21 protein-coding genes, 1 other RNA gene and 1 pseudogene are annotated in these 26,006 nt (G+C 43.4%); 6 read left to right on the forward strand and 17 right to left on the reverse strand.

What is annotated here, in order from left to right; translation table 11 throughout:
- Positions 1–62 precede the first annotated feature (62 nt).
- The 6 genes from JQM81_RS05010 to JQM81_RS05035 form a co-directional block, all read right to left on the reverse strand.
- Positions 63–554 carry a tRNA (cytidine(34)-2'-O)-methyltransferase gene (locus JQM81_RS05010; RefSeq protein WP_235232443.1) on the reverse strand — a complete coding sequence of 164 codons (492 nt, stop codon included), beginning with the start codon at positions 552–554 and terminating at the stop codon, positions 63–65.
- Positions 555–572: 18 nt separating this feature from the next.
- The gene (locus JQM81_RS05015; RefSeq protein ID WP_235232444.1) at positions 573–1,742 is read right to left on the reverse strand and encodes an aminotransferase class I/II-fold pyridoxal phosphate-dependent enzyme; all 1,170 of its coding nucleotides are present in this window, start codon (positions 1,740–1,742) and stop codon (positions 573–575) included.
- Positions 1,742–2,233 (reverse strand): Lrp/AsnC family transcriptional regulator, encoded by a 492-nt coding sequence (locus JQM81_RS05020; RefSeq protein ID WP_235232445.1) that lies wholly within the window; start codon positions 2,231–2,233, stop codon positions 1,742–1,744. The genes JQM81_RS05015 and JQM81_RS05020 overlap by 1 nt, the downstream gene beginning before the upstream one ends.
- Positions 2,187–3,119: an AIR synthase-related protein gene (locus tag JQM81_RS05025; protein ID WP_235232446.1), complete on the reverse strand. Its 933-nt coding sequence runs from the start codon at positions 3,117–3,119 to the stop codon at positions 2,187–2,189. The genes JQM81_RS05020 and JQM81_RS05025 overlap by 47 nt, the downstream gene beginning before the upstream one ends.
- Positions 3,120–3,159: 40 nt before the next feature.
- The gene (locus tag JQM81_RS05030; RefSeq protein WP_235232447.1) at positions 3,160–4,671 is read right to left on the reverse strand and encodes a VanW family protein; all 1,512 of its coding nucleotides are present in this window, start codon (positions 4,669–4,671) and stop codon (positions 3,160–3,162) included.
- Between the two features lie 216 nt (positions 4,672–4,887).
- A complete protein-coding gene (locus JQM81_RS05035) occupies positions 4,888–6,609 on the reverse strand; it encodes a B12-binding domain-containing radical SAM protein (protein ID WP_235232448.1) in 1,722 nt (573 codons plus the stop codon).
- Positions 6,610–6,743: 134 nt separating this feature from the next.
- On the opposite strand from JQM81_RS05035, the gene ffs reads away from it, so the two are divergent.
- Positions 6,744–7,005, forward strand: an RNA gene (gene ffs / locus JQM81_RS05040) — signal recognition particle sRNA large type.
- A gap of 54 nt (positions 7,006–7,059) precedes the next feature.
- Here the strand turns inward: ffs and tadA are convergent.
- The 6 genes from tadA to JQM81_RS05070 form a co-directional block, all read right to left on the reverse strand.
- A complete protein-coding gene (gene tadA / locus JQM81_RS05045; RefSeq protein WP_235232449.1) occupies positions 7,060–7,533 on the reverse strand; it encodes a tRNA adenosine(34) deaminase TadA in 474 nt (157 codons plus the stop codon).
- Between the two features lie 42 nt (positions 7,534–7,575).
- Positions 7,576–8,520, reverse strand: a complete 945-nt coding sequence (locus JQM81_RS05050; RefSeq protein WP_235232450.1) for a DUF6128 domain-containing protein — start codon at positions 8,518–8,520, stop codon at positions 7,576–7,578.
- A 66-nt stretch (positions 8,521–8,586) separates the two neighbouring features.
- Positions 8,587–10,014, reverse strand: a complete 1,428-nt coding sequence (locus JQM81_RS05055) for a deoxyguanosinetriphosphate triphosphohydrolase (protein WP_235232451.1) — start codon at positions 10,012–10,014, stop codon at positions 8,587–8,589.
- 32 nt (positions 10,015–10,046) lie between these two features.
- Positions 10,047–11,180 (reverse strand): hypothetical protein, encoded by a 1,134-nt coding sequence (locus JQM81_RS05060; RefSeq protein ID WP_235232452.1) that lies wholly within the window; start codon positions 11,178–11,180, stop codon positions 10,047–10,049.
- Positions 11,181–11,448: 268 nt separating this feature from the next.
- A complete protein-coding gene (locus JQM81_RS05065; RefSeq protein ID WP_235232453.1) occupies positions 11,449–13,608 on the reverse strand; it encodes a hypothetical protein in 2,160 nt (719 codons plus the stop codon).
- A gap of 73 nt (positions 13,609–13,681) precedes the next feature.
- Positions 13,682–14,878: a MalY/PatB family protein gene (locus tag JQM81_RS05070; protein ID WP_235232454.1), complete on the reverse strand. Its 1,197-nt coding sequence runs from the start codon at positions 14,876–14,878 to the stop codon at positions 13,682–13,684.
- Positions 14,879–15,290: 412 nt separating this feature from the next.
- Between JQM81_RS05070 and JQM81_RS05075 the strand changes: the two genes are divergently transcribed.
- Both JQM81_RS05075 and JQM81_RS05080 read left to right on the forward strand, forming a co-directional pair.
- Positions 15,291–15,629 carry a P-II family nitrogen regulator gene (locus JQM81_RS05075; protein WP_235232455.1) on the forward strand — a complete coding sequence of 113 codons (339 nt, stop codon included), beginning with the start codon at positions 15,291–15,293 and terminating at the stop codon, positions 15,627–15,629.
- 116 nt (positions 15,630–15,745) lie between these two features.
- Positions 15,746–16,996 carry an ammonium transporter gene (locus tag JQM81_RS05080; protein ID WP_235232456.1) on the forward strand — a complete coding sequence of 417 codons (1,251 nt, stop codon included), beginning with the start codon at positions 15,746–15,748 and terminating at the stop codon, positions 16,994–16,996.
- A gap of 25 nt (positions 16,997–17,021) precedes the next feature.
- Here JQM81_RS05080 and JQM81_RS05085 read toward each other — a convergent pair whose 3' ends face one another.
- Positions 17,022–18,752 (reverse strand): glycoside hydrolase family 2 protein, encoded by a 1,731-nt coding sequence (locus JQM81_RS05085; RefSeq protein WP_235232457.1) that lies wholly within the window; start codon positions 18,750–18,752, stop codon positions 17,022–17,024.
- A gap of 12 nt (positions 18,753–18,764) precedes the next feature.
- Positions 18,765–19,388, reverse strand: coding sequence for a 4'-phosphopantetheinyl transferase family protein (locus JQM81_RS05090; RefSeq protein WP_235232458.1), 624 nt, complete (start codon positions 19,386–19,388; stop codon positions 18,765–18,767).
- 217 nt (positions 19,389–19,605) lie between these two features.
- Here JQM81_RS05090 and aroF point away from each other — a divergent pair, with 217 nt between their 5' ends.
- Genes aroF through JQM81_RS05105 form a run of 3 tightly spaced genes read left to right on the forward strand, consistent with a single transcriptional unit; the run spans position 19,606 to position 22,456 of the window.
- Entirely contained in the window at positions 19,606–20,622 is a 1,017-nt protein-coding gene (aroF, locus tag JQM81_RS05095) for a 3-deoxy-7-phosphoheptulonate synthase (RefSeq protein ID WP_235232459.1), read from the forward strand.
- Positions 20,623–20,635: 13 nt separating this feature from the next.
- Positions 20,636–21,697, forward strand: a complete 1,062-nt coding sequence (gene aroB / locus JQM81_RS05100; protein ID WP_235232460.1) for a 3-dehydroquinate synthase — start codon at positions 20,636–20,638, stop codon at positions 21,695–21,697.
- A 15-nt stretch (positions 21,698–21,712) separates the two neighbouring features.
- Entirely contained in the window at positions 21,713–22,456 is a 744-nt protein-coding gene (locus tag JQM81_RS05105; RefSeq protein WP_235232461.1) for an SDR family NAD(P)-dependent oxidoreductase, read from the forward strand.
- A 334-nt stretch (positions 22,457–22,790) separates the two neighbouring features.
- On the opposite strand, the gene JQM81_RS05110 is transcribed toward JQM81_RS05105, so the two are convergent.
- From JQM81_RS05110 to JQM81_RS13785, 3 genes and pseudogenes are all read right to left on the reverse strand, one after another.
- Entirely contained in the window at positions 22,791–24,383 is a 1,593-nt protein-coding gene (locus JQM81_RS05110; protein ID WP_235232462.1) for a xylulokinase, read from the reverse strand.
- A gap of 23 nt (positions 24,384–24,406) precedes the next feature.
- Positions 24,407–25,108 (reverse strand): L-ribulose-5-phosphate 4-epimerase, encoded by a 702-nt coding sequence (locus JQM81_RS05115; protein WP_235232463.1) that lies wholly within the window; start codon positions 25,106–25,108, stop codon positions 24,407–24,409.
- Positions 25,109–25,127: 19 nt separating this feature from the next.
- Positions 25,128–25,985: pseudogene (locus JQM81_RS13785) on the reverse strand (L-arabinose isomerase family protein); the annotation flags it as partial.
- Between the last annotated feature and the right edge of the window lie 21 nt (positions 25,986–26,006).

The raw sequence follows: 26,006 nt of genomic DNA on the forward strand, positions 1-26,006 counted from the left end.
AAATTGGGACGCAATTTTAATCTGCGTCCCAATTTCTCTATTGCCTGCTAAATACACAATCATCACCAATCCAGCCGATGCAGATGGCCTTCCAGATTCATGCCCGCGAATCCATTCTGCCTCAGCGCCTCGTACAAAACGATCGCTACCGAATTGCCCAGATTCAGCGAACGGATATCCCCGACCATTGGAATACGAATACAGTCATCCTTATGCTGCACCAAGATCTCTTCTGGTATTCCGGCACTCTCTTTTCCAAACATAATATAACAGTCCGGCTCATATTGAACTTCTGTGTAGACTTTTGGCGCCTTTGTCGTTGCCATATAGATCTTGGCGCCAGGATTCCTCTCAAGAAAATCATTATAATCGATGTATGTAACTACATCCAGCTGATCCCAATAGTCCATTCCTGCACGCTTCAGATTCTTCTCGTTCAGGCGGAAACCTAACGGTTCGATCAGATGCAGTCTTGTATTTGTTGCCACACAAGTACGGCCGATATTTCCTGTATTTGCCGGAATCTCTGGCTCATGCAACACAATATTCAACATGTCAATCCCTCCTGCTTTTTATCTTTCATTTCTTAATCTTCCCACGAAGGCACCCAGCCTTCCGATAGCCTCCTTCAAGTCTTCCAGAGAATACGCATAAGATACTCTTAAGTATCCTTCTCCACATTCACCAAATGCACTTCCCGGTACGACTGCCACCTTTTCTTCTTCCAGAAAACGAGTGGCAAATTCTTCCGATGTCATGCCAAATTCCTGAATACTCGGGAATATGTAAAATGCACCAAAAGGTTCAAAACAATCCAGCTGCATCCGCTTAAACTCATGAACCAGATACCGTCTTCTCTGGTTGTAAGCATTTCGCATCTGCTGAACTTCTCCCTCACAATTTCTCAAGCCTTCGATTGCCGCATACTGACTGTTCGTCGGCGCACACATAATTGCATATTGATGAATCTTAATCATCTGTTCCATGATTTTCTTCTGCCCACAGATATAACCTAATCTCCATCCGGTCATGGCAAAGCCTTTGGAGAATCCATTGATCACCAAAGTGCGATCTTTCATTCCCGGCAGAGACGCAATGGATACGTGTTCAGATTTGTAAGTCAACTCTGAGTATATTTCATCTGACAATACATACAGATCGTATTTCTTCACAATCTCTGCAATCGGCTCCAGATCTTCCTTTGTCATGATTGCTCCTGTCGGATTATTCGGGTACGGCAGAACCAGAATCTTCGTCTTCGGTGTGATCGCAGCTTCCAATTCTTCCGCTGTCAGTTTAAATTCATTCTTTTGCTGCAATGGGATGACTACCGGCACACCATCCGCAAGAATTGTGCAAGGCAGATATGATACATAACTGGGCTGTGGTATCAGCACTTCATCTCCCGGATTCAACATCGCACGAAAAGCGATGTCAATACCTTCACTTCCGCCCACCGTTACAGCAATCTCACATTCCGGGTCATAAGTTACATGGATTTTTCTCTGCAGATATCGACTGATTTCCTCTTTTAATTCTTTCAAACCGGAGTTCGATGTATAAAACGTTCTTCCTCGCTCCAGTGAATAGATTCCCTCTTCTCGGATTCTCCATGGCGTATCAAAATCCGGCTCGCCGACACCCAGAGAGATTGCATCCGGCATCTCATTAACTACATCGAAGAATTTTCGGATACCGGACGGTTGTATACCAACTACTTTTTTTGATAATGGATCTCTCATTATGGCATCACCAGCATCCTTTCTTCTTTATTCTTTTTGAACATCAGCGTCCCATGATCTTTGTATTTCTTCAATATGAAATACGTCATAGTGCTTACTACTTCTTCAATCGGAGCCAGCTTGCTGGATACGAATCTGGATACTTCCTGAAGCGTCTTGCCCTCTATACTGACCAGAAGGTCATATCCTCCAGAGATCAGGTAGACTGCTGTCACCTCTGGGTAATTACAGATTCGTTCTGCTGTCTTGTCAAATCCTTTCTCTCTCATTGGCGTAACACGGACTTCAATCAACGCATTGACAAGCTCCGCACCTGCCTTATCCCAATCAATCAAAGTGTGATATCCACAGATGATCTTTTCTTTCTCCATCTGAGCGATCTCGTTGGCAATTGTTACTTCATCCGTTCCCAAAAGAATAGCCAATTCTTCCAGGTTTACTCTGCTATTTTTTTCCAGATACAGTAATATCTGCTTTCTTGTCTCTTCCATCATGCATTCCTCCGCAAAATATTTTCAAAATCTCATCTGGCGCAGGTCGGTCTAAATACCGTATTTCATCTCCATTGTGGAGTATTTTATCATTATTATCCGTCATCTTTCCAATCACTACTGCCTGGATCTGATGACTACGAAGCGCATCTGTCAGTGCTTCCCCATCGTCTGTTACCATCAAAAGGCTTCCAACGGACGTCAGCTGATATGGGTTCAGCCTGTAGTGCTCGCAGACCTCAATCGTCTCCTGCAGCACCGACAAACTCTTCATATCCAATTCCAGCCCTGTCCCTGCTTCTTTCGCCAGATTCCATAAAGCCGCAAGGATTCCCCCTTCAGTAATCTGACGCACGGCAGACACGCCCATGGCTTTTGCAACTTCTATCTCTGTAAGTGCAAACAGATGCTTTCTGTAAGAAAGAATCTGTTTCATAAAAGCCGGCGCAAAACGCTCCCTTAATTCCTGTTCCTTTTCTGCTGCAATCTGCAGCATTCCGTCCATACCTATCCACTTCGTCAGAACAATCTCCTGTCCCGCTCGTCCAGTCTCCAGGCACCACGGTTCTTCCTTAGGCGCACGGGCAACTCCATTTACCACGACCATAGGATAAGCAGCCGCACCGCTCTTTCTCCCGGTAACATTAAGTTCCTCTATCTTCTGTTGTGTACAACTTTCCTTGATGATCTTTTCTATTGCGTGAATTTTTGATGAATACGCATATTCTGGAATCGTTATCTGCACTTCCATCCCCAGACACTTTCCTCCCGCTGCTGCCAACGAGTTGACGACAGAGGCAAGAGCATGGATTACGATATATTTCGACTGACCATACACAATTGCAGTTTCACTTAACACGTACTCATCTTGTGTCATTATCTTCATGTTGATTTCCAACTGTTCCTTCTAATACAAATATATTTTCTTAATATTGCGAAGCCTGACTGATTGCCTCATTGATCTTCGCCTGATCTTGCGTCGCTATTGCCGACCTTACCAGTGCTGAAGCCTGTGAATTATCTGAAACCGTTCCTATCTTAATGATCTGATCGGATTTCTCATACTTACTGCTGTTGATCACATCGCGGCTGACTTCCTCACCATCCTGATACACAATCTTCCACAACTGGGCAGTCTTACCAGTATGTGGACTTCCCGCGTATTGCATGCTGCCAAGAGATGCTTCCGGATCTTCCTCATAAGTGATGCCATAATCCTCTGTCTCCAAAGTCTCACTTTCAAACTCAACACTTCTTCCGGCATCTCTCGTATCCTTACCATAGATACAGAATCGAAGCTGATTGGCACTGTCGATCTCACCTTCAATATAGATCGGCGTATCATAATTATTGCGAAATACAAAGTCCAGATAATCCCCAGCTATGGCCGCATCTCTGGAAGGCTCCACATAATTGACGAGCATGGAATGTGGATATCGCTCTACGACTTCCAGTTCTGCAAACAAGACAGCATTATACAATGTTGTGGACACCTGACAGATTCCTCCTCCAAATGAATCTACCACCTGGCCATTCTCATAGGAGCCCGCCTCCACGTATCCATGTTCCGCGTCATATGGAGCTGTCTTATCATGAACCGACAGTTCTTCTCCCGGCATCAATACCGTCCCGTTCAAATGCTCCACTCCCGTCTTAAGGTTCTGCCATCTCTCGCCGCCGCCGGCATCTGTGGAAAATGCTCCCAGCTCATCCTGGATCGTCTCCAGATCTGCCGACACCACTTTCGGTTTTTCCTTCTTCTGAACCATCTCGACCGTCAACGCTTCATGCTTCCACGAGGTATTCAGAGCCTTTTCGATCGCCTGAACAGAAGCCTCTATATTTACTGTCTTGCCTTCTTTTTCTTCCTTGATCTTGAATCCCGTACTGTTCTTTTCAATGGATGCGTCTACCGCATGATTCGCCAATGGAACGATTCTTTCATTGATGACTGTACCGGCCTTCTCTTCTTCCAATACAAAAGACTCATCAAATACAACTTTTTCCTTCTTCAGCTTTTTCAACTGACGATACCGCTTCCACAAGCTTCCCTTTTTGCCATAATTGACCGCTTTTTGCACCGTCTTATCCAGGTTCTGATAGCCCAGTCCCATCTCCTCCAGAGATGCTTCTTGTGACTTCTTATCAACCTGCATCGTAAGCGTTAATGCCTGATCCGCTTTCAGATGCTCCATCAATTCGTTTTTCGCTTCTGTTTCAGACATGCCAGAGACATTCACTGCGCCGATATATATATTGTCACATATCTTTTCTTTCGGGAAACCATTGACATAGTGATACAAAACTCCATAACTCACCCCAAAAACAATAGCAAGACACAAAAAACCAAGACACAGAAGAATTCTTCTTCTCTGCCATCTCAATTTTGACATTCTCTTTTTCTTGCGTCTTCTCTTCCTATGATGCTCTCCTGCCATACTACTCTCGTAATCCCCCTTGCCAGATACATTATACCATAAGATATGGTATGATCATGGTCGCGATCATCGCCAATATAATAACCATAATAATAATTGCAATAATTCTTCTGGTTTTTTTGTTATTAAAATTCATAATTTTTCCTTCTTTTTCCTAACGCTATATTTTATACATTTTAAACTTTTTATAAGTATTTTTCAAGACACATTTCTATCTTATTTCCTGTGAAGATCTTGGAAATCTGCCACGCAAGTTCGGGCTTCTTGATTCAACGGATTTTTTTCCATATAATCAAACAGAATATATTTTCCAAAATACGAAAAATATTCCAGGTGTGTCATCTTTCGCATCTGGTTTCTGTCATATGCCTGATAATTCACCAGGTATTTTCGTTTTTCCTCTTCATTTTCGTAAAACGTCCGCAATTCTTCCTTGCTTACTTTATATTCACCTGCAAATTCCGGTCTCGTCTTCGCATTTTCCCGCAAATAATAATCATAAATCAAAAGTTCCCGGTAATATTGGACTTTCTTGGGATGATGATACAGAATATAACTCAACAGAATATCATACCTCGCACTTCTCTTATGCTGAACACTTCCATATCCTTTCTCTTCATAGTATTCCCGCAATCGATCATACATTTCAAAAGAGGAAGTATATTCTTGTTCTAATGCTTCTATCGTATGTGTAAACTGTCTGCTGTTATAGTAGACCTCCACCATCTCTTCGATTCCTTTCAGCCGGATCACATCCTCGTAAGACAACCACTTTGTATAGAGTACCTCATAGGGCGGCCTGCTCTTATGCTCCAGCCCATAAGTCTTCTGTTGTTCTTCCATATAAGAGCCCTTCAGCACCTTCAAAAATCCCAGCTGAAGCTGTTCTGGTTTTAATGCATAGACATCATCAAAGGAACGTGCAAAGCGCTGGATATCTTCATACGGAAGTCCCGCGATCAGATCCAGGTGCTGGTGAATATTCCCCTTCTTCTGGATTCTTGCGACCACTTCGCTTACTTTGTCAAAATCCATCGTTCTGCGGATTGCCCGGATAGTATCCGGATTGGTTGACTGCACCCCAATCTCAAGCTGCACCAGTCCCGGACGCATACCTTCAAGAATCTTCAGCTCCTCTTCATTCAACAAGTCTGCCGCCACTTCAAAGTGAAAGTTCGTAATTCCATTATCATGCTCTGCAATATACTTCCAGATTGCGATCGCGTGATCATGCTTACAGTTAAATGTTCTGTCCACAAACTTGACCTGCGGCACCTCATGATCAAGAAAGAACTGCAATTCCTGCTTCACCAGTTCCAGATTACGGAAGCGTAGACGCTTGTCCACAGAAGAGAGGCAGTAGCTGCAGGAAAACGGACAACCGCGGCTGGATTCATAATAGACAATCTTATGCTCAAAATCTTCTATGCGCTGATAAACAAACGGCACCTTGCTCAGATCCATCACTTCTCTCCATGGATTCTCAATGATTGTCCCATCCGCTCTGCGAAATGTGATTCCGGCAAGATTCTCCAGCTCTTCATCCGTATGCTTGCTGCATCGATATATCTTACACAGTTCGGCAAATGTCTCCTCGCCTTCTCCTTTCATGACTCCACGGACCATCGGCAGACGGCATAACACATCCCTCGCATCATAAGATACTTCAGGACCTCCAAGCCATATAACAAGATCCGGCATCAGTTTCCCAAGTTCTCTTACTAATTCTTCAACCACATCCAGATTCCAGATATAGCAGGAAAAGCACAGCACATCCGGCCTGCGTTTATAGATGTCCATCAGAATATCTTCACTTCGCTGATTAATCGTATATTCCGCCAGCTCCACCCCTTCATCCTGAGAGTATGCCTTCAGGCTGTATACAGCCAGATTGGAGTGAATATATTTGGCATTAATTGCTGTTAATAATATCTTCATACTCATCACCTTAACTGATTATATACTTGCACATCATCCCTGGTCAATAGTAGAAGAACTCTTATAAACCCAAGACAGAGACAAATCCGCTCAGTCCGGTTGACATTTCTGCAAAAATAATGTAAAATAAAGACTCGTGCAGCCGGGGTGTTAGCGGTACCTTGTACCTGCAATCCGCTATAGCAGGGGTATGGTGCGCAGAGGGCACATTTTTGCAGAGCTGCCCTTGATAAGTGGCGTAGATGCCTGGGTCTTACGCGACGGAAATCTGTGAACTGTGTCAGGTCGGGAACGAAGCAGCACTAAGCAGAATCTTCCGGGTGCCGTGAGGGTGCCTGAGCTGAGTTAACTGTCAAGGTAACGTCTGTGAAAATGCGTTCGAAGCGCATCGCACGAAAAAGAGAACAACAAAGCACTTTGCAAGTCATCACTGCTTACAAAGTGCTTTTTTTAAACTTTTTTCTTCTTTGATTCCCGCAATTCTTTGAAAAATGATTTCATCATCTGGCTGCATTCTTCTCCCAGCACTCCTGTGGTAAGCTCCACTTGATGGTTGAACTCTTCCATCTGCAGAAGATTCAATATGGATCCGGCACAGCCCGCCTTTGGATTCATGCATCCTACCACAACACGAGTCATTCTTGACTGCACGATCGCCCCCGAACACATCTGGCACGGTTCCAGAGTCACATACATTGTACACTCTTCCAGCCGCCAGTCATTCATCTTCTTACTCGCCTTCTTAATAGCAATCAATTCCGCATGAGCAAGCGTATTCTTATCGATCGTGCGTCGATTATATCCTCTCCCGATAATCTTATCCTGGTATACAATAACACATCCAATGGGCACTTCTCCTATGGCATATGCTTTTCTGGCCTGCTTGATGGCCTCTTTCATGTACTTTTCATCTACACTCGGCATGATCTTCTCCCCATACATATCTTATACAATAAACTTTTATAGCTAAAATGCTCTTGGCCCCTTTACATAACGACACCAATAGCCAAATTGTTCCGATTCATCACCCTCATCCTCCGTAAGCTCCAGATCAATCTCCTGGATCGGGATAAATTCAGCGAACCCAAATGCACTTGCCGCTTTTGCTTCCTGCGGATGGTAGATTCCCGGCACGCCAAGTCTTAATCCCTTTCCATCATCAATGAGAGCAAGATGATGGTAATTATAATATCCATGCAACAAGAAGTTGTTGTTGGCCAGTTTCCACTCACACCGCGGGAGCCTTGCCAGCTCATTGCGTTGAATCTTGGAGCATTGGAATCTGCACGAGGGACACTGTCCTTTTACATCCTGCTCTTCTACAGCCTGTTCTTCTTCCATCGGAATCTGTTCTGCCATAATCATCTGCTCCTGCTGTTCATTTTGCTCCTCCACAGGCCGATGCATCTCTGGCTGATTACGCTCTTTTTGAACGACTGCTTCTTCTGGCGCACGCTCTTCCTCCTCGGCATCCTTCTCTCTTGCCATACGCTCCAGCTTTTCCACAATCGTAACTCGCTCCGGTTTCTGCTGCCATACGCGCATGCGGTCGACATCTACCGGCATATCATCCCAGACTGCGGCGTACTTATGCCCATTTTCACTTTCCAGGATCATACCGTTGATCTTCATAAAATTCTCCGGTATGCCCACATCCTCCTTCGTGTAATACAGCCTGTAATTAATGGCAGGGTTTACATTATCTACTGTTCCCTGCCATACACCTATACATTCGTCATTTTCCTCATAGAACAGATACAGCTGAAGCTTTTTCTCACCCTTCATGTGCAGTCCCTTTCCATGAATATGTACCGCACAATCATCTTCACCCTGCTCTACCTTAATAAATCCTACATTTCGCAGTCTTCTTCCTTGTTCATATTCGTACAGATAACGAATAAAACGCTTCAATTTTCCACTTCCCATTCTGGTTTATTTATCACAATCTATTCCCCAGAATCGAAAAAAATTCCTTTCTTATACGATTGCCTTCAATTCCTGATATAATCTCTTGGCATAACTGTCCGTCATTCCACAGACATAGTCTGTCACCAGGAGGATTCGCAGATATAATCTCTCAATCTCCGACTTCCCTCGTGCATGGTAATGATATGCCTTTTTATAATTACTGGAGATAAATGAGACCATACGCTCATCAATGGAATCCAGCTTCTGTGTCTTATCATCATATTTTATAATTGCTGTCATGAACTTGTCCAATAAGAAATCCAGCATGGTCGCTTCGGTGACTTCCATGCGGTAGATAGGCTCCGAAGTAAATACTTCCCGGAAAGCCAGATCTCCCAACAGATCCATCAGTTTCTCTGCAAATGTCTGATAGAACAGATCATGCCCGTAAGTCCCTTGCATGATTGCCTGATAATTCGATGTAAATCCATAAGTAGCGCAGTTGATCACAAATCCCTGCACCCGGACAATCCAATTCTTGATCGCATATTCTTCTGGATTCTCCACATGCATTTCCTTCGCCCGAAGATATAGCTCCGTTAATTTATCCGCCGGCTGGAAGCCGCCGCCTCCTCCTCGAAAATACAATTCCTGAAGCTCTGTAAGTTCTTCTAATAATTTGTGATAACTTAAAAATCCTTTGACAAATGCGTCCTCTATATCGGCTGTCTTATAAGCAATATCATCTGCCGCTTCCAGAATAAACGTCAGCGGATGCCGCTTTCCATTCGTTCCCGTCTCTTTGGAAATGTCTTCAAAGATCTCCTGATCTGCAAAATAATATCCCATCTTCCGATCCTTGATATCTCCCGACTTCGGATTCATCTCCAGTGAAGATACCGGATATTTTATAATCGTACTCAACAAGGCATACGTCAGATTCATTCCATTCTCATCCACCAGGAAATGCAGCTTGCTTACCAGACGCAACGCCTGAGCATTTCCTTCAAAATGATAAAAATCTTCTCTCATCTGCGGCGTAAGGATGGTGTCGATCGGAGTTCCATGATACTCCATCACCGGCAGGTTTTTCTGAAACCATTCCCGGATAGTGTCCTCCCCAAAATGACCGAACGGCGGATTCCCAATATCATGAATCAACCCTGCACACTGTAGGATACTGCAGATATCCTCCTTCATTCTCGGTGTAAAACTGGAATCTTTCTTATATACCAATATATTTTCTCCAATATTCTGTCCCAGAGACTTGGCAAAAGACGATACTTCCAATGAATGGGTCAGCCTTGTCCGGATAAAATCGCTCTTATCCAGAGGGAACACCTGTGTCTTATCCTGCAGTCTGCGAAAAGATGCACTTCCGATGATACGATGATAATCCTTCTCGAACTCACTTCGCAGATCCGTATTCCTCACAAATCGGTTCTTTCCCGAACCGCCTCTATTTCTCTTCGTTGACAATAACTGTTCCCAATTCACCCGTTCTCACACTTTCCTTCTATAAATACTGATTAATCCAGATAGATCGGCGGCTCATAATCCTTGCCAAGTAACACCTTCTTACGTTCCTGATAGCCAAGAAATGCCCACTCTGTCATATCTGTCCATTGATGAGTTGACCGGTCATAGACCTGTACATAACCGATACGTGATGGATGCATACGGACACTGTTAGACTCGTACTCTCTGCCAGTGTATGGGTTAATCTCTCCCTTCTCCAGATCCTCTTCCTCATCCATATATTCTTCTGTATATTGCTCTTCCGTATATTGTTCTTCTACAGGCTGCTCTTCTGCATGTTCTTCTGCAGATTCTTCTGCAAATTCTTCTGCAAATTCTTCTTCCGCTTCGTCATATGGCTCTTCATGTGACTCTTCTGCAGAGATTTCTTCTGCGATTTCTTCTGGGATTGCTTCAGAGTTTTCTGCCATATCTTCAACTGGCTCCTCCTGCTCTTTCGTACGCTTTTTCTTACGTCTCATCAGATATGCTTTCCACCCATGCAGTTGCTCTTCCTCTTCTTTTTCTTCTGATTTCTTCTCTTCTTCCTGAGGCTTACGCTCACTTTCAATATCTTCGATTTCCTGCAGCAGTTCTTCCACCGATTCGCTTTGTGGCTCAACATATTCTTCCGCAAATGACTTCACAATCTCTTCAGATTCTCCTGCCATCTGTTCCTCTTGTGGTTCTTCATCATACACATATGCATCCACTTCACCGATATATTCTTCTGGTTCTCCCACACCTTCTTCTGCAATCATAGCGTCCAGCTCCTCATGAATATCCACAAGTTCGCCGATGGTAATGTCCCTCTCATGAGTCTCTGCCTGCGGTTGAACAGGTACCTCTATCGAACCAGCATTATCAGCCTTGTCCGTCTGTACATTTTCTTCTATATTATTATTCGATTTCTCTGATGAAATATTATCGCCCAGAATACTTAATTGAAATGGGCAGCCAAGAATCTCTGCGATCATACGCATATCCTGTTCCTGAAAATTATCTCGTCCCAGTCTCTGCGTCAGATTCTGACGAGACATCTTCTTCCCGGTACGTTTTTCAATCGTCTCAGCGAGTTCCTTGATCGTCATGCCCTTACGGCTTAAGATAATTTTGACTTGCTCCCCAAATGTTAAATCCAGCATTGCATTTCCTCCTTATTATATTAAAAATTATACTCCTGTAAACTTTTTTATTGCTTGATAAATCTAGCTTTTTCCCCCTTCTTATTCTAACAAATCAAAAAAATCCAGTCAACCGATGACTTAATATTTCAATGCATCTACAATCCTCTGGGATGCTTTCTGGAACATATTTTTATTGTTTAAATATATGATAACATAAAAATTGGCGCCCAGAGATTCACACTAAGCACCAATTTATTAATCTAACTCTATTCACTAATAGTTCCGATTACCTATGATAAAATTTTTTTCTGCAAATCAAAATAACTATAACTGATAAAGTCAGACAAAACATCGGCAACAGAACATTTGTTGTATCTCCAGTCTTTATACTTTTATTTGTCTTAGTAAGATTAGTTGATTTCTCTTCCTTCGCATTCTGACTGTTATCGGTTATTGTACCATTTCCTTTATTCTCCTCAATTCCTCCCTGATTACCATTGGATTTATCCTCCGACGTTACAATTGTATATGCTGAGAATTGATTAGTCGAAAAACTTACCTGAGAGCCATTCACTTCACAAGGCAGGATATCTGCTGTGGTCACACCATCCTCATTCGTATGTTCACGAATAACTTCAACATTTTTTCCTTCGAGATCTGTCTTGGTGTCAATCGTAATTCCCAATGGAACCACAGTCTCAGTAATCTGCGTCTCTTCCTCACCATCAACTTGATGATACAGATTAATATCATAAGAAGCAACTGTTTCTTGATCTTCGGTCATCATCTTCTGCGTGATATCACTTGTCACAGTATCCTCTTTTGTTAAAGTCAGCGTCTGATTCGGAACATTTCCATTAGAACTTTCTCCACATAAAGTCAGATTCGACACCTGTACATCTTCCGGGATATTACAAGAAATATGCGCCCCAAAAACATATTTTATCACGCTCTCAATTCGCCCAAGATTATCTGCAGAATACTCCGGAAGCGGAAATTCTTTTTCTTCTTTATATTCATCAAACACACTATATCCATGCTTTAATTGATATAACAGATCTCCAAGATATAACTTTTGTTTTTCCGAAATATATTTCCCAGAAGATATATTTTTTTCAATTTCATCTATCAACTCCATGTTATTTTCTTCTGTATCATCTAAGAATTCAATGGTAAACGGCATTGCTTTTGCAATGTATGTTGTTCCGTCTGGATTCGTGATATGAAGATCATTCAAATTATCCTCATTCTTATAACAATCGCACGCTTCATACATAGCCTTCTCAGGAGTCATTAAATCATAATCACATGCTTCTTTTTTAGGCACAACTACCGTTCCCGTAATTGTCATTCCAGCTAAATCTTTACATCTCACAAGAAATGGAGCACAATTACCACTTCCCTTAATCGCCCATATAGTATGAAGCGAAGCATCCGGGACAAATGTTATAACCGGATTCTCAGGATCTAAAACACCATCATAACCCAGAAGTGATTTTTCATTCAACATATTTATCGTATTGTTATCTAAGATCATCAATAATTTGCTAAGACCATATGCCCAGTCAGGTACCAACCCTTCTCCAATAATATTTATTGACCAATCTGTCTCCAAAGATTTTCCTAAAGTTATCCGACTCACATCGGAATATTTAGTGACATACACACCTTCTTCTTTTCCAAACACGTTACCAGTGACAGTAATCTCTCCATTTGTTCCTTTCGCACGACAAGTAATTGTACTATTTCCATCCCCCTTAAACGTCAAAGTGCCATTTTTATCAATAGAAGCCACACTTTCATCACTACTACTCCAACTGTAAACAGGAAACATCTTATCATCTACAATCTCTACCCATTGCTCATGATCAACATCTGTATACTTATAATACGCAACCAACTTCAGGTCTTTCTGACTACCCACTTTAAAAAGATTATTTGTCGTCTGCTGAGCTGTATCCTCAAGTAATTGGTAATAGTATGGACTATCGTTGTAATAACCAATTTTGTAACTCAAGTCTTTCTTATCAAACACAGTAATGGTCAAAGTACTGGTAATTGTATGATTCGATTCATCCGTATAATTATAAGGGATAGTATATGTACCCGGAGTTGCATCATCGTTTACATAATAAAGCCCATCATTAACATGAAAAATCTGTTTATCTGCAAATCCTTCTTCATGAATCGTATAATTATTACCTTCTTCATCAGACAAATCCATCCAAAATCTCATGCCTGGAAGCAGAACCAATGTAGAAACATTTGTACCGATCTCAATTTGATCTCCTACCGATTCATCATAAGTTTTATGGAACATTTGCAAATTCGTAAACGTATATTTTTCTTCCGCATGAATTCCTGACTGAGGGCTCATCGGAAATAGCCCCCAGAATAATGCAATGGTTAAAATAAATATTAACAACTTTTTCCTATTCTTTTTCATCTCTTTCACCCCATAACAACCAAACAATTGTACTTATATTTATTATAAAACATCACCTTCAGATCCACAATACTCATTTTTCCAAACAACTATCTCTTAAGCCTTTTTTCTCTTTCAATACACGAACCAGATTCTGTGCTGCTTTCTGGATATTCTCCCGACTGGTTGCAAGATTTACGCGGATGAATCCATCGTATCCCTCGCTTCCAAACCATGCACCATAGTCTACTGCCAATCCACATTCTTCCTGAATAACCATTTCCATCTCTTCTGGCTCTATATATGCCCCCAGATCAATCCACATCAGATAAGTACCTTCCAGCTCAGGAATCCACACCTTCGGCAGCTCCCGTTCCAGAGTTTCCTTCATCAGATGATAATTTTCTTCAATGATATCAAGTACTTCCTCCAACCATTCTCGTCCATTTTCATAAGCACTTTTCACTGCTATATAACCAAATGCATTGCCACCCGTTATCCGAATCTCAGTCATATATTGATCATATAATTTACGAAGACGCTCATCAGGGATCACAAGAATCGAATTCTGACATCCAGCAAGATTAAATGTTTTTGTTGCCGCTGTCAGAGTAACAAGAATCTCATTATAATTTCCCACAGATGCTGCCGGAATCTGCTGATGTCCTTTCATTACAATATCCTGGTGAATCTCATCTGCCAACACATAGACTTTATGTTTCTTACAGATATCCAATACTTTCTGTATCTCCTGTTTTTCCCATACTCTCCCCACAGGATTATGCGGTGTACAAAAAACGAATAACTTCACATTATTATCCACAATTTTCTGTTCAAAGTCTTCATAATCCATTACATATCTGTGTTCCTTACGAACCAGTGGACTTTCCACTAGTTTTCTATTATTATTAACTATCGCATCACGGAATGGATAATATACTGGCGGCATAATAATAACCCCATCCTCTTCTTTAGTCAAAACATGTAACAGCCAGTTAATTCCCGGAACAACCCCCGGTGCAAAACGAATCCACTCTCTTTTCACCTGATAATGATGATAAGTCTCTTCCCATCTGATAAAAGCCTCTTTATATCCTTTTGGTGGTTGATAATAACCATATATCCCGTAGTCTACATATTCTTTTAAGGCTTCTTTTACACAATCTGGTGCTTCAAAATCCATATCCGCCACCCAGAGCGGAATCAGATCATCTTGTCCAAACTTCTTCTTTAGTCCGTCCCACTTCACGGCATCAGTATTTTTCCTTTTTTTATATACTACACTACTCATTTCTCTGACCTCTCATTTTATCATTTTCCTAAAACTTCTATACAACAATTCTACTTTATCGATATTACTTATACAAGTTTTCATTTTATAAACATATAACTATATTCTCTTTTTCGCCCAAATTGTGATGGATTCTTAACATATTTTCCAACAAAATTTTCTTTAGTTTTTTGATTTTTCTGTACATTTGTCATAAAATCTTAATTTTTCATAAAATTTCTATTTACAAAATTTTCCGGTTGTGTATAATAAGACACATCAAAAACAAAGGCGTTTTCCTTTCGGGGAAGGCGCCATTTTTGTTATGATGTATCCGAATGAATCTGTCATCGCAGGCGTTCAATTTCAGGCATTCATTGTAAGGTGACAGATTCAAAAAGGAATACGGAGTGAGATTAAGGAGGTAGGCTCTATGAAAAAATTGGAAATAATTATTCAGCCTGAAAAGCTGGAAGACCTGAAGACCATACTTGATGAAAGTAATGTAAATGGTCTGATGATCAGCAACGTAATGGGTTACGGTAATCAAAAAGGACACAAAAAAGTATACCGTGGTGCAGAATATAATGTGAACCTTCTGCCAAAAGTAAAAGTAGAGACCGTCATCGAACCAGATATTGCTGAGACATTAATTGAAAAGATTACATCTGAGATTCGTACCGGAACTTATGGTGATGGAAAGATATTTGTATATGAAGTGGAAGATGCAGTTCGTATCCGTACCGGTGAGCGTGGATCCGATGCTTTGTAAACTACATACACCCCAATACAACATGAACATACACTACTATCAAAGGAGATAATCGCGATATAAGAAAACGCTATTATCTCCTTTTTCATTCACACAGAAGCTTAGGAGGTAATTTTATGGATTTAGCAACTTTAATAGAAAATGGCATGGATGTGGCGGAAGCATCTGGCCTGCTCATGAACATTATGTGGACCATGATCGGTGCAATTCTCGTATACTTTATGCAGGCTGGTTTTGCAATGTGTGAGGCCGGTTTTACCAGGGCCAAAAACACAGGTAACATTTTAATGAAAAATATGATGGACTTCGTTCTTGGAAGTTTACTCTTCTTCGTCTTCGGATTTGCTCTGATGCACGGAAATGACTGGAACGGAATCGTTGGAATCAAAGGATTCTTTAATCCTACCACATTGGCAGATGCAGATGGAATGTTTAACGGACTTCCAATCGGAGTATTCATCATCTTCCACACTGTATTCTGCGCAACAGCTGCAACCATCGTATCTGGTTCCATGGCTGAGCGAACAAAATTCGCAGCTTACCTGGCATACAGTGCAGCCATCAGTATCTTCATCTATCCAGTATCTGGTCACTGGATCTGGGGCGGCGGTTTCTTATCAGAGTTAGGCTTTCATGATTTTGCCGGATCTACTGCAGTACATATGGTCGGCGGTATCTGTGCTTTTGTTGGTGCCATGATCCTTGGACCTCGTATTGGAAAATACGGCAAAGATGGCAAAGCAAAAGCGATTCCGGGACACAACCTTCCAATTGCAGCGCTTGGTGTATTCATCCTGTGGTTCTGCTGGTTCGGATTCAACTGTGGTTCTACAACCGCTGCAACAACAAGCCTTGGACATATCGCTATGACAACCAACCTTGCAGCCGCTGCAGCAACCTTACTCGCGATGATCGTAACCTGGATTCGTTATGGTAAGCCTGATGTATCTATGACATTCAACGGTTCTCTTGCCGGTCTCGTTGCAATCACTGCAGGATGTGACGTAGTAAGTGAATGGGAAGCAATCATCATCGGTATCATCGCTGGTATCGTAGTCGTATTCTCCGTAGAGATTATCGACCAGAAAGTAAAAGTCGATGATCCAGTTGGTGCTATCAGCGTTCACGGTGTCTGCGGTGCCCTTGGAACGATCCTTACCGGAGTATTTGGAGACGGATGTGATTTTGTAACACAGCTGATTGGTGTTGGCGCAACAGCATTGTATGTACTCGTAATGGCATTCATTGTATTCAAGTTAATCGACAAGACAATCGGACTTCGAGTTTCCCGCGAGGAAGAGATCGATGGTCTGGATGTACACGAACATGGCTCTTCTGCTTACGCAGACTTCAATTTTAGAATATAGTACGAAACGGGGACGGGGGTTTTTTTCAAAAACCCCCGTCCCCCTCGTCAATTTTCACAATTTCTCGATCGTAGGTCAGGATTCCATTTACTTCTTCTTCCACATCAGACAACTGGGTGTAGATGGTTGCCGACAATCCTCGTGGGATGTTGGGAAGTATTTCTTTCTTTATCAGTTCTCGATAACCTCTGTTCAATTCTTTCTTTGACGTATACACACGATATCCATAGACACTTTGGTACATACTATGTTCTGGGATCCGCCAGGAGAATCCTCCGAATTCCGTCAATGCCGTCGCTCTGGTCTCCGAGTGTACTTTCAATGGGAAGAAATAATCGTGGATACTGTGAATATCACCACCTCCCTGATCGAACCATCCGCTGGCCTGATCGATCAGCCTTGTATGATCCATCTCTCTTGCAATATTCGTCACTGCATTGGCATGAAACTGCCCCCATCCTTCGTTGAAGATGACCCAGGTTACAATGGACGGATGGCTATACAGATGCTCGATGGTTCTTCGCATCTCTTCCACAAACTGACGCCGTCCGCGTTCATTTCTCCTTCCCAGCAGCCACAGATAGGAATCTTTCATTTTTATATGTAAGAATTCCATTGCAGTCGCCAGGTACGTCACATGCCAGGCCTTGTATGGATTCCCTCCATTGACCATATCCTGCCACACCAACATTCCCAGGCGGTCACAGTGATAGTACCACCGCTGCGGTTCAATCTTCAGATGCTTTCTGAGCATATTGAATCCCAGATCTTTCATTGTCTGAATATCGTAGATCATCGCCTCATCACAAGGCGGTGTATACAGCCCCTCCGGCCAATATCCCTGATCCAGTACCCCTTTTTGAAAATACGGCTGGTTATTCAAAAATATTCTTGGAATTCCTTTCGGATCTCTTGCCACACTAATCTTTCGCATGGCAGCGTAGCTTCGCACATGATCCGCTCCCATCTGCACTTCTATATTATATAGAAATGGATCTTCCGGGCTCCAGGGATGTGCCTGCGACAGCGGAATCAGAATCTCTTCTCCCACCCCTTTGGTCACCTGAAGTGGCTGCATTTCCTCAGACGATACGGTAATCGTCACCTCTTCTGCCAATTCCTTTTGAGAAGCCGTCACCTTGACCTGCAAGGCATTCTGATCATAAAGAGGTGTGACGATAATGTCCGTAATATATTGCTGCGGCACTTCTTCCATCCATACTGTCTGCCAGATTCCACTCTGCGCCGTATAAAACATACCTCCGCGCTTCAGCTTTTGTTTGCCCCTACTATAATAAGAAGCATCACTGTAATCTTGCACCATCACCAGCAACTCATTCGCTGTATCCGACAAAGCCTCCGTCACATCTACAGTAAAAGGCAGATATCCTCCCAGATGTCTTTTCAGAAGCTTTCCATTCACATACACGACCGCATACTGGTCTACCGCACCAAAATGCAACAGCCACCGTTTTCCTTCTGTCGGCTGCACTTGCCCGGGCAGTGCCCGATGATACCAGAGATATTCTGTCGGCTGCAGCTGGCGGTTCACTCCCGAAAGATCTGCTTCTGGAGAAAAAGGCACCAGAATTGTGCCATCATATACCTCTGGTTTGGTTCCTTCTCTGGTAATAGCATAGTCCCAACGCCCGTTCAGATTCACATAACTGTCTCGTTCCATCCGTGGCCTTGGATATTCCTCTAACACATGATTCTCATCTACTCGGTCTGCCCACCTTGTCCGAAGTCTTTTCATCACATCCACTCCTTACAATTCTAATAGATAAAGCTGCTTATCAATCTCTGGATCCGTGGTACAGACTGCAATCCCTGCATCCACATTGGCCCTATGATACTCTTGATAATAATATCTCTCTGGGAATTCTTCCGGCTGATCTTTTAGATAAGGGCTGTCATTCTCATCCCATCCAATCTCGAATGAACGTGTATCCAGCGCCATGCCCCGCCGAGTTGCCTTCAGAAAGCTCTCCTTCAACACCCAATACCGGAAGAATCGTCGTGTCCGCTCCTGCTCCTCAGTCTGCATCAGGTGCTCATATTCCGCCTGACAGAAGAACCTCCTTGCCACCGCTTCCCGCAAGTCCTTGACCACTTCCAGGTCACACCCTACTTTGGCTCCTTGCGTATCACTGAACGCACACAGCACATAATTTCCCGAATGAGAGAGATTATAGACAACCTCATCGAGTAAACCATACCGTTCTTTTACCCGCATCCACAGACTCCACGCTCCTACACTTTGTGCCCGGTCAATCAGATGATGATGCCTGTCAGCCTTCTCCTTACGCCATTCGGGAAGTTCTCGATAATATGTCCGATATGTTTCTTCTATTAATAATGGGGTGATATCTGCCATCCAGACTCTTACCATAATTGCCTCCTGCACTTTTGACGATCTTATAGGAATTCTATTTCTACTATTATATATGTAGTGTACCACAGATTATAAAATATTTTCCAAAAAAGTGTTGACATTCAAATATTCATGCGTTAGTATAACATTAGTTTTTCGCACTTTAAACAGTTAAAGTTTTACAGTGTGAATATTTAGACAATCTGACAAGTATTGAAATATATGGAGGAGTACTATGATTATTGTATTAAAACCACGCGCGACGAAAGATGACTTGTCCCGTGTCGAGCAATTGATCAAGAGGAAGGGTCTGGACACTCATGTTGTGGAAGGTGCTGAGATGACCATCATCGGATGTATTGGGGACACAACGCAGGTTGACCCGAAACTCTTTGAAGTAGACAAGGCTGTTGATAAGGTTATGCACGTTCAAGAACCTTACAAACTGGCGAACCGTGCATTCCATCCAGAAGACTCCATCGTAGATGTATCTGGTGTTAAGGTCGGCGGCGGTCATCTGGCATTGATTGCCGGTCCTTGCTCTGTCGAATCTGTTGACCAGGTTCTGGAGATTGCAAAGGCTGCCAAAGCTTCCGGTGCTAATTTATTAAGAGGCGGTGCTTTCAAACCTAGAACCAGCCCTTATTCTTTCCAGGGCCTTGGACTGGAAGGTCTGGACATCTTATGTGAAGCCAAAGCTGCAACTGGTCTTCCAATCGTAACAGAACTGATGTCCCCACAATATCTGGATGTTTTCAACGAAAAAGTCGATCTGATCCAGATTGGCGCCCGCAACATGCAGAACTTCGATCTCTTAAAGCAGTTAGGACAGCTTGACCGTCCGATTCTCTTAAAGAGAGGTCTCAACGCGACCTATGAAGAATGGATCATGTCCGCAGAATATATCATGGCTGCCGGTAATGAAAATGTCATCCTCTGCGAACGCGGAATCCGTACTTTTGAAACTTACACCAGAAATACTCTGGATCTCCAGAGCATTCCGGTGCTCCGCAGACTGACACATCTCCCTGTTGTCGTAGACCCAAGCCACGCCGGCGGTAAATGGTGGCTTGTAGAACCAATGGCAAAGGCTGCGATCGCTGCAGGCGCAGACGGACTCATGGTAGAAGTCCACAATGACCCGGAATGTGCGCTGTGTGATGGTGCGCAGTCATTAAAACCCGCCAAATACGATACCCTTATCAAAGAAGTTTCCCAGATTGCCAAAGTGATCGGGAAGCAGATGTCATAATCAGGAGTAACCTATGAAGTTAACCGTGAATCTGGGAAAAAACAGCTATCCCATCTATATTGAAAATAACATCCTGTCCCAGGCCGCTTCTTATATCGCTGACGTGTTCTCTGGCAAACGAATCATGATCATCTCAGATGATCATGTATTTCCTCTCTATGGAGAGAAACTCATTGCCGGACTATCAGACAGTTACGAATGCCACCATGTTGTACTTCCTCACGGAGAAGCCACAAAAGATTTCCAGACACTCCCCGGCGTCTACAGTGCTATGCTTAACGCCAAGATCTCCCGGAGTGATCTGGTCATCGCACTTGGCGGCGGCGTCATTGGTGATCTGGCTGGTTTTGCCGCATCCAGTTACCTGCGCGGTGTCAAGTTGGTACAGATTCCAACATCACTTCTCGCACAGGTAGATTCTTCCGTCGGCGGCAAGGTCGCTGTAGACTTGCCACAAGGAAAGAATCTGGTTGGCGCATTCTATCAGCCCGCACTGGTACTCATTGATCCGTTGGTACTGAACACATTGGAGGAACGATTTATCAGCGATGGTATGGGAGAGGTTATCAAATACGGCTGTATCAAAGATGCACAATTATTCCACACCTTGGAATCGCACAGTTCTTTTGATGATCTGAAAGAAGAACTGCCTGCCATCATTCAACGATGCGTAGATATCAAACGCGTGGTTGTAGAACACGATCAATTCGACACTGGCGAACGTATGCTCCTGAACTTCGGACATACGCTCGGACATACCATCGAACAACATTTTAACTATGGAAGAGAAAGCCATGGAGAGGCCGTGTCCATCGGCATGTACCAGCTCACGCTGCTGGCCGAAGCCCAGGGTCTGACCGCCTCCGGAACCGCTGACCGCATACGAAAAGTATTGGATATATATGGTCTGCCTCATGCGTGCAATCTGCCGCTTCGAGATCTGACCGCAGCAATTGCTCTTGACAAGAAAAATCTGAACAACAAGTTAAATATTATCCTGTTGCATGATATCGGCTCCAGTTATATATACCCTGCAACCATTGAATTTTTTAACCAATATGATCAAAACATATAATATGGAGGAATCATCATGAAATTAGAAGGAAAAATCGCCATCATAACCGGCGCCGGAAAGGGAATCGGACGTGAAGCCGCACTGGCTGTCGCCGCTGAAGGTGCCACCGTCGTTGCTGTCGCAAGAACACAGGCAGACCTGGATGAAACAGTAAGAATGATCGAAGATAACGGTGGAAAGGCAATCTCTTTGTCCCACGACCTTACCATAGAGGCTGAAGTCCAGGCTATGGTAGATACTGTAGTAGAAAAATACGGAAGGATCGACATTCTGGTCAATAATGCCGGCGGATATCCAAAGGAAATCTATAAGAACATTGAGCATCAGGCAATCAAACTCTGGGAGTGGTCCGAAGAACAATGGGATCAGATCATCAAGACCAACATCAAGATTCCATTCTTCTGCTTCAAGCATGTTCTGCCAGTAATGATAAAGCAGGGCAGCGGACGAGTTGTCAGCGTTTCTTCCAGAATGGGAAGAATTGCATCTCAGATGGGTGCTTATTCTGTCGCCAAAGGCGCCATCGTCACCATGACCAAGACAGCCGCTATCCAGACCAAAGAATACGGCATCCAAGTCAATGCAGTAGCACCGGCAATCGTCGACACTCCGGGACAGCGCGTATATAATCACTCCGTCGGACAGGATGATGCGGTTATGGGAAGCGCCACAGATGTAGCCAACGCCATCGTCTACTTACTGACCGATGCACCTCTGGTCATGACCGGACAATGTATCGATCTATATACAACAGTATAAGAACAGTATAAAATGCAAAAATCGTTGCCTTCGAAGCGACGATTTTTTATGTCAGATATACATAGTTACATATAAGCAATAAAATAGGACTGCATGTTTGGGAGGAGTGCAGCCCTGAGGAAAAAGTTATGAAAAAGAATTTAAGTGTTGTTCCTTAGAACAATTATAGTATACCCAGAATCTGTGATGAAAATGTGATGAAAATGCAAACTAATTGTTAACATTTTGAAACACAAATATGAAACAACCGCTAAATATGTGCAAAAAGGTACAGGGCATTTTACAAAAGGGGACGTAGTATTTTGCAAAAATACTACGTCCCCTTTTTACCTTTTTATAGTTCTTCACATGCTTTCCGCTCTATATCCAGACCTTTTTTGTATCTTTCCATGAATACTTCGTATCCTGCCACTCCTTCTGGGTCTGGATCGATTCTTGAGCCTGCATCTTCGCCGAATACTTTATGATTCAGATAATCGCCCAATGCTTCGCCTTCTTCTTTTTGTACCATGTATGCCGCAAGGATTGCCATTCCCCAGGGGCCGCCTTCTCCTGCGGTCTCCATGACTACAACCGGTGTATTGATGGCATCTGCCAGGACTTTCTGTCCTACGCCTTTGGTCTTGAACAATCCGCCGTGTCCCAGGACGGTATCAATCTCTACGCCTTCTTCTTTGGTGAGGATATCCATTCCGACTTTGATGACGCCTAACGCTGTATATAGATGGGAGCGCATAAAGTTTGCCAGGGTGAACTTGCTCTCTGGGGTTCTTACTACCATCGGTCTTCCTTTTTCAACCGCTGTAATTGGCTCTCCTGCATAATTTCCGTAAGAGAGGATTCCTCCACAGTCAACATCGCCTTCCAGCGCTTTGTTATAAAGGGTACCATACATCTTATCCATGCCTACATCTGCACCGATGCTGTCTGCAAATTCTTTGAAAAGGCCTACCCAGGCGTTCAGGTCAGTGGTTCCGTTATTGGAGTGTACCATTGCCACAAGGCTTCCGTCTGGTGTCGTAACCATGTCAATCTCTGTATGCAGGTTTTTCAATGGCTTCTCCAGTACTACCATAGAGAAGAAGGATGTTCCTGCGGAAATGTTGCTGGTGCGCTTGGCAACGCTGTTGGTCGCTACCATTCCGGTTCCTGCATCTCCTTCCGGTGCACACAACGGAATTCCAGCTTCCAGATTGCCAGATTCATCCAGAAGTCTTGCTCCCTCTTCCGTCAAGACTCCGGCTGCCTCTCCTGCCACCAGCACTTTTGGCAGAATCTCTCGAATCTTCCACGGATAATTCTTATCTGCCACGAGATGATCGAACTTCTGAATCATCTCTTCGTCATAATCTCCGGTTGCCATATCAATCGGGAACATACCGGAAGCATCGCCAACTCCCAGCACTTTCTCTCCCGTCATCTTCCAGTGAATGTATCCTGCAAGTGTCGTCATATAGGTAATATCCTTTACATGATCTGCATCATCCAGGATTGCCTGATACAGATGTGCGATACTCCATCTCAGAGGAATATTATACTGGAACAGATCAATCAGAACCTCAGCCGCTGCACCTGTATTACTATTTCTCCAGGTTGCAAATGGCGCCAGAAGATTTCCTTCCTTATCAAATGCCATATATCCGTGCATCATCGCGCTGAAGCCGATTGCTCCAAGCTTTTTAATCACAACTCCATATTCTTTCTGCACATTCTCTGCCAGATCTCTGTAGCTATCTCTCAAACCTGTCCAGATATCATCGAGCGTATACGTCCAGATACCATTTTCGAAACGATTTTCCCAACTGTGACTTCCAGATGCGATTGGATTGTGATTCTCATCGATCAATACGGACTTAATCCTCGTAGAGCCAAATTCAATTCCAAGAAATGCTCTTCCGCTCTCGATCAATTGCTTTACATCACTCATGTTCATTAGCCTCCTCTTATTTTTTATTTCCCCGGCTGCCCGTAATAAGCATTCGCGCCGTGTTTTCTATAATAGTGCTTATCCTGCAGTTCCTGCGGCGCAGGCTGATTCTGTGGATTGATCATCTCACAGCGTGCTGCCATCTTCGCCACTTCTTCCAGAACCACTGCATTATGTACTGCCTCATGGGCATCCTTTCCCCAGGTAAATGGTCCATGATTCTTACACAATACCGCCGGTGTCGCAGCGTAATCCAGTCCATTTTTCTCAAATTCATCTGCAATCAGGATTCCCGTATTCTTCTCGTATGCTTCTTCAATCTCCTCTTTTGTCAGATTTCTCACACAAGGAATCTCCCCATAGAGATAATCCGCATGGGTCGTCCCATAACATGGAATTCCTCTTCCGGCCTGCGCCCAGCTCGTTGCCCATGAAGAATGCGTATGTACGATTCCTCCTACGTTCGGGAAGCGATTGTAAAGAACAACATGGGTATCAGTATCGGAAGACGGATTATATCTTCCTTCTACTTTATTACCGTCCAGATCCACAACCACCATATCTTCCGGTGTCAGCTTCTCATATTCTACTCCACTCGGCTTAATGACGAACAAGCCACTCTCTCGGTCAATACCACTTACATTTCCCCAGGTAAATGTTACCAGATCGTATTTGGGGAGAAGCATATTCGCTTCATATACTTCTTGTTTTAATTTTTCAAGCATCTTTTCCTACCTCTTCTTATTATTTACGAAATACTACACTGTTCCACAAAAGTTCATTCTTAAACTGACGGATGGTCGTATCTTTGTCAATGTAGACTGCTTCAATTCCCATATATGCAGCCCAGTCGCCCATCTGCTCTGCAGTCAGATCATAAGAAAACGCTGTATGGTGTGCACCACCTGCCAGAATCCACGCTTCGGCACCCGTCTGAAGGTTCGGTTCCGGTGTCCAGAATGCCGTTGACACCGGAAGCTTTGGCATTGGTTTCTCAGTCTTCTTGCAATTGACATTATTGATGATCAGGCGGAATCTGTCGCCAAGGTCAATCAAGGATGTTGCAACTGCCGGCCCTTCTTTTCCAGCTACCAGATTATAGGTGTAATCTTCCATAAATGAAGTTCCCTTCGCATCCTTCATTCCTTCTGTCATAATCTTCATGACACGCACCATGGCAGCGGTCTTCCAGTCACCTTCTGCTCCAAAGCCGTATCCTTTTTCCATCAGTCTCTGGATGGCAAGTCCCGGAAGCTGTTTCAATCCACCAAGATCTCCGAAATGAGTTACGATTGCCTGATAGTTCTTTTCCTCCAGGAATCTCTCAAATCCAATCTCGATTCCGGCCTGAACAGCTACATGGTCACGGAATTCTTTCGCATCTCTGCCTTCCAGAAGAATCTCATATTTATCATAATATTCTTCCACAAGTGTGTCAATGTCTGCCTGAGATACTGCATTGACAGCTTCCACAATCTCATTGACCGGATAAGCATCCACTTCCCAGCCAAATCTGATCTGCGCTTCTACTTTGTCGCCTTCTGTTACTGCAACATTTCTCATATTGTCTGCGATACGCATGACACGGATATGTCTCCTCTCCTTTTCTTCGTTTTCTGATTG

Origin of the sequence: Faecalicatena contorta (assembly GCF_021531895.1) — a bacterium.
GTDB lineage: Bacteria > Bacillota > Clostridia > Lachnospirales > Lachnospiraceae > JAFBIX01.

Bases quoted from the DNA above. Each gene is read 5' to 3' on its own strand.
- JQM81_RS05010 (WP_235232443.1), bottom strand. From the start codon at position 554: ATGTTGAATATTGTGTTGCATGAGCCAGAGATTCCGGCAAATACAGGA.
- JQM81_RS05015 (WP_235232444.1), bottom strand. From the start codon at position 1,742: ATGAGAGATCCATTATCAAAAAAAGTAGTTGGTATACAACCGTCCGGT.
- JQM81_RS05020 (WP_235232445.1), bottom strand. From the start codon at position 2,233: ATGGAAGAGACAAGAAAGCAGATATTACTGTATCTGGAAAAAAATAGC.
- JQM81_RS05025 (WP_235232446.1), bottom strand. From the start codon at position 3,119: ATGAAGATAATGACACAAGATGAGTACGTGTTAAGTGAAACTGCAATT.
- JQM81_RS05030 (WP_235232447.1), bottom strand. From the start codon at position 4,671: ATGGCAGGAGAGCATCATAGGAAGAGAAGACGCAAGAAAAAGAGAATG.
- JQM81_RS05035 (WP_235232448.1), bottom strand. From the start codon at position 6,609: ATGAAGATATTATTAACAGCAATTAATGCCAAATATATTCACTCCAAT.
- tadA (WP_235232449.1), bottom strand. From the start codon at position 7,533: ATGCCGAGTGTAGATGAAAAGTACATGAAAGAGGCCATCAAGCAGGCC.
- JQM81_RS05060 (WP_235232452.1), bottom strand. From the start codon at position 11,180: ATGCTGGATTTAACATTTGGGGAGCAAGTCAAAATTATCTTAAGCCGT.
- JQM81_RS05065 (WP_235232453.1), bottom strand. From the start codon at position 13,608: ATGAAAAAGAATAGGAAAAAGTTGTTAATATTTATTTTAACCATTGCA.
- JQM81_RS05070 (WP_235232454.1), bottom strand. From the start codon at position 14,878: ATGAGTAGTGTAGTATATAAAAAAAGGAAAAATACTGATGCCGTGAAG.
- JQM81_RS05075 (WP_235232455.1), top strand. From the start codon at position 15,291: ATGAAAAAATTGGAAATAATTATTCAGCCTGAAAAGCTGGAAGACCTG.
- JQM81_RS05080 (WP_235232456.1), top strand. From the start codon at position 15,746: ATGGATTTAGCAACTTTAATAGAAAATGGCATGGATGTGGCGGAAGCA.
- JQM81_RS05085 (WP_235232457.1), bottom strand. From the start codon at position 18,752: ATGAAAAGACTTCGGACAAGGTGGGCAGACCGAGTAGATGAGAATCAT.
- JQM81_RS05090 (WP_235232458.1), bottom strand. From the start codon at position 19,388: ATGGTAAGAGTCTGGATGGCAGATATCACCCCATTATTAATAGAAGAA.
- aroF (WP_235232459.1), top strand. From the start codon at position 19,606: ATGATTATTGTATTAAAACCACGCGCGACGAAAGATGACTTGTCCCGT.
- aroB (WP_235232460.1), top strand. From the start codon at position 20,636: ATGAAGTTAACCGTGAATCTGGGAAAAAACAGCTATCCCATCTATATT.
- JQM81_RS05105 (WP_235232461.1), top strand. From the start codon at position 21,713: ATGAAATTAGAAGGAAAAATCGCCATCATAACCGGCGCCGGAAAGGGA.
- JQM81_RS05110 (WP_235232462.1), bottom strand. From the start codon at position 24,383: ATGAGTGATGTAAAGCAATTGATCGAGAGCGGAAGAGCATTTCTTGGA.
- JQM81_RS05115 (WP_235232463.1), bottom strand. From the start codon at position 25,108: ATGCTTGAAAAATTAAAACAAGAAGTATATGAAGCGAATATGCTTCTC.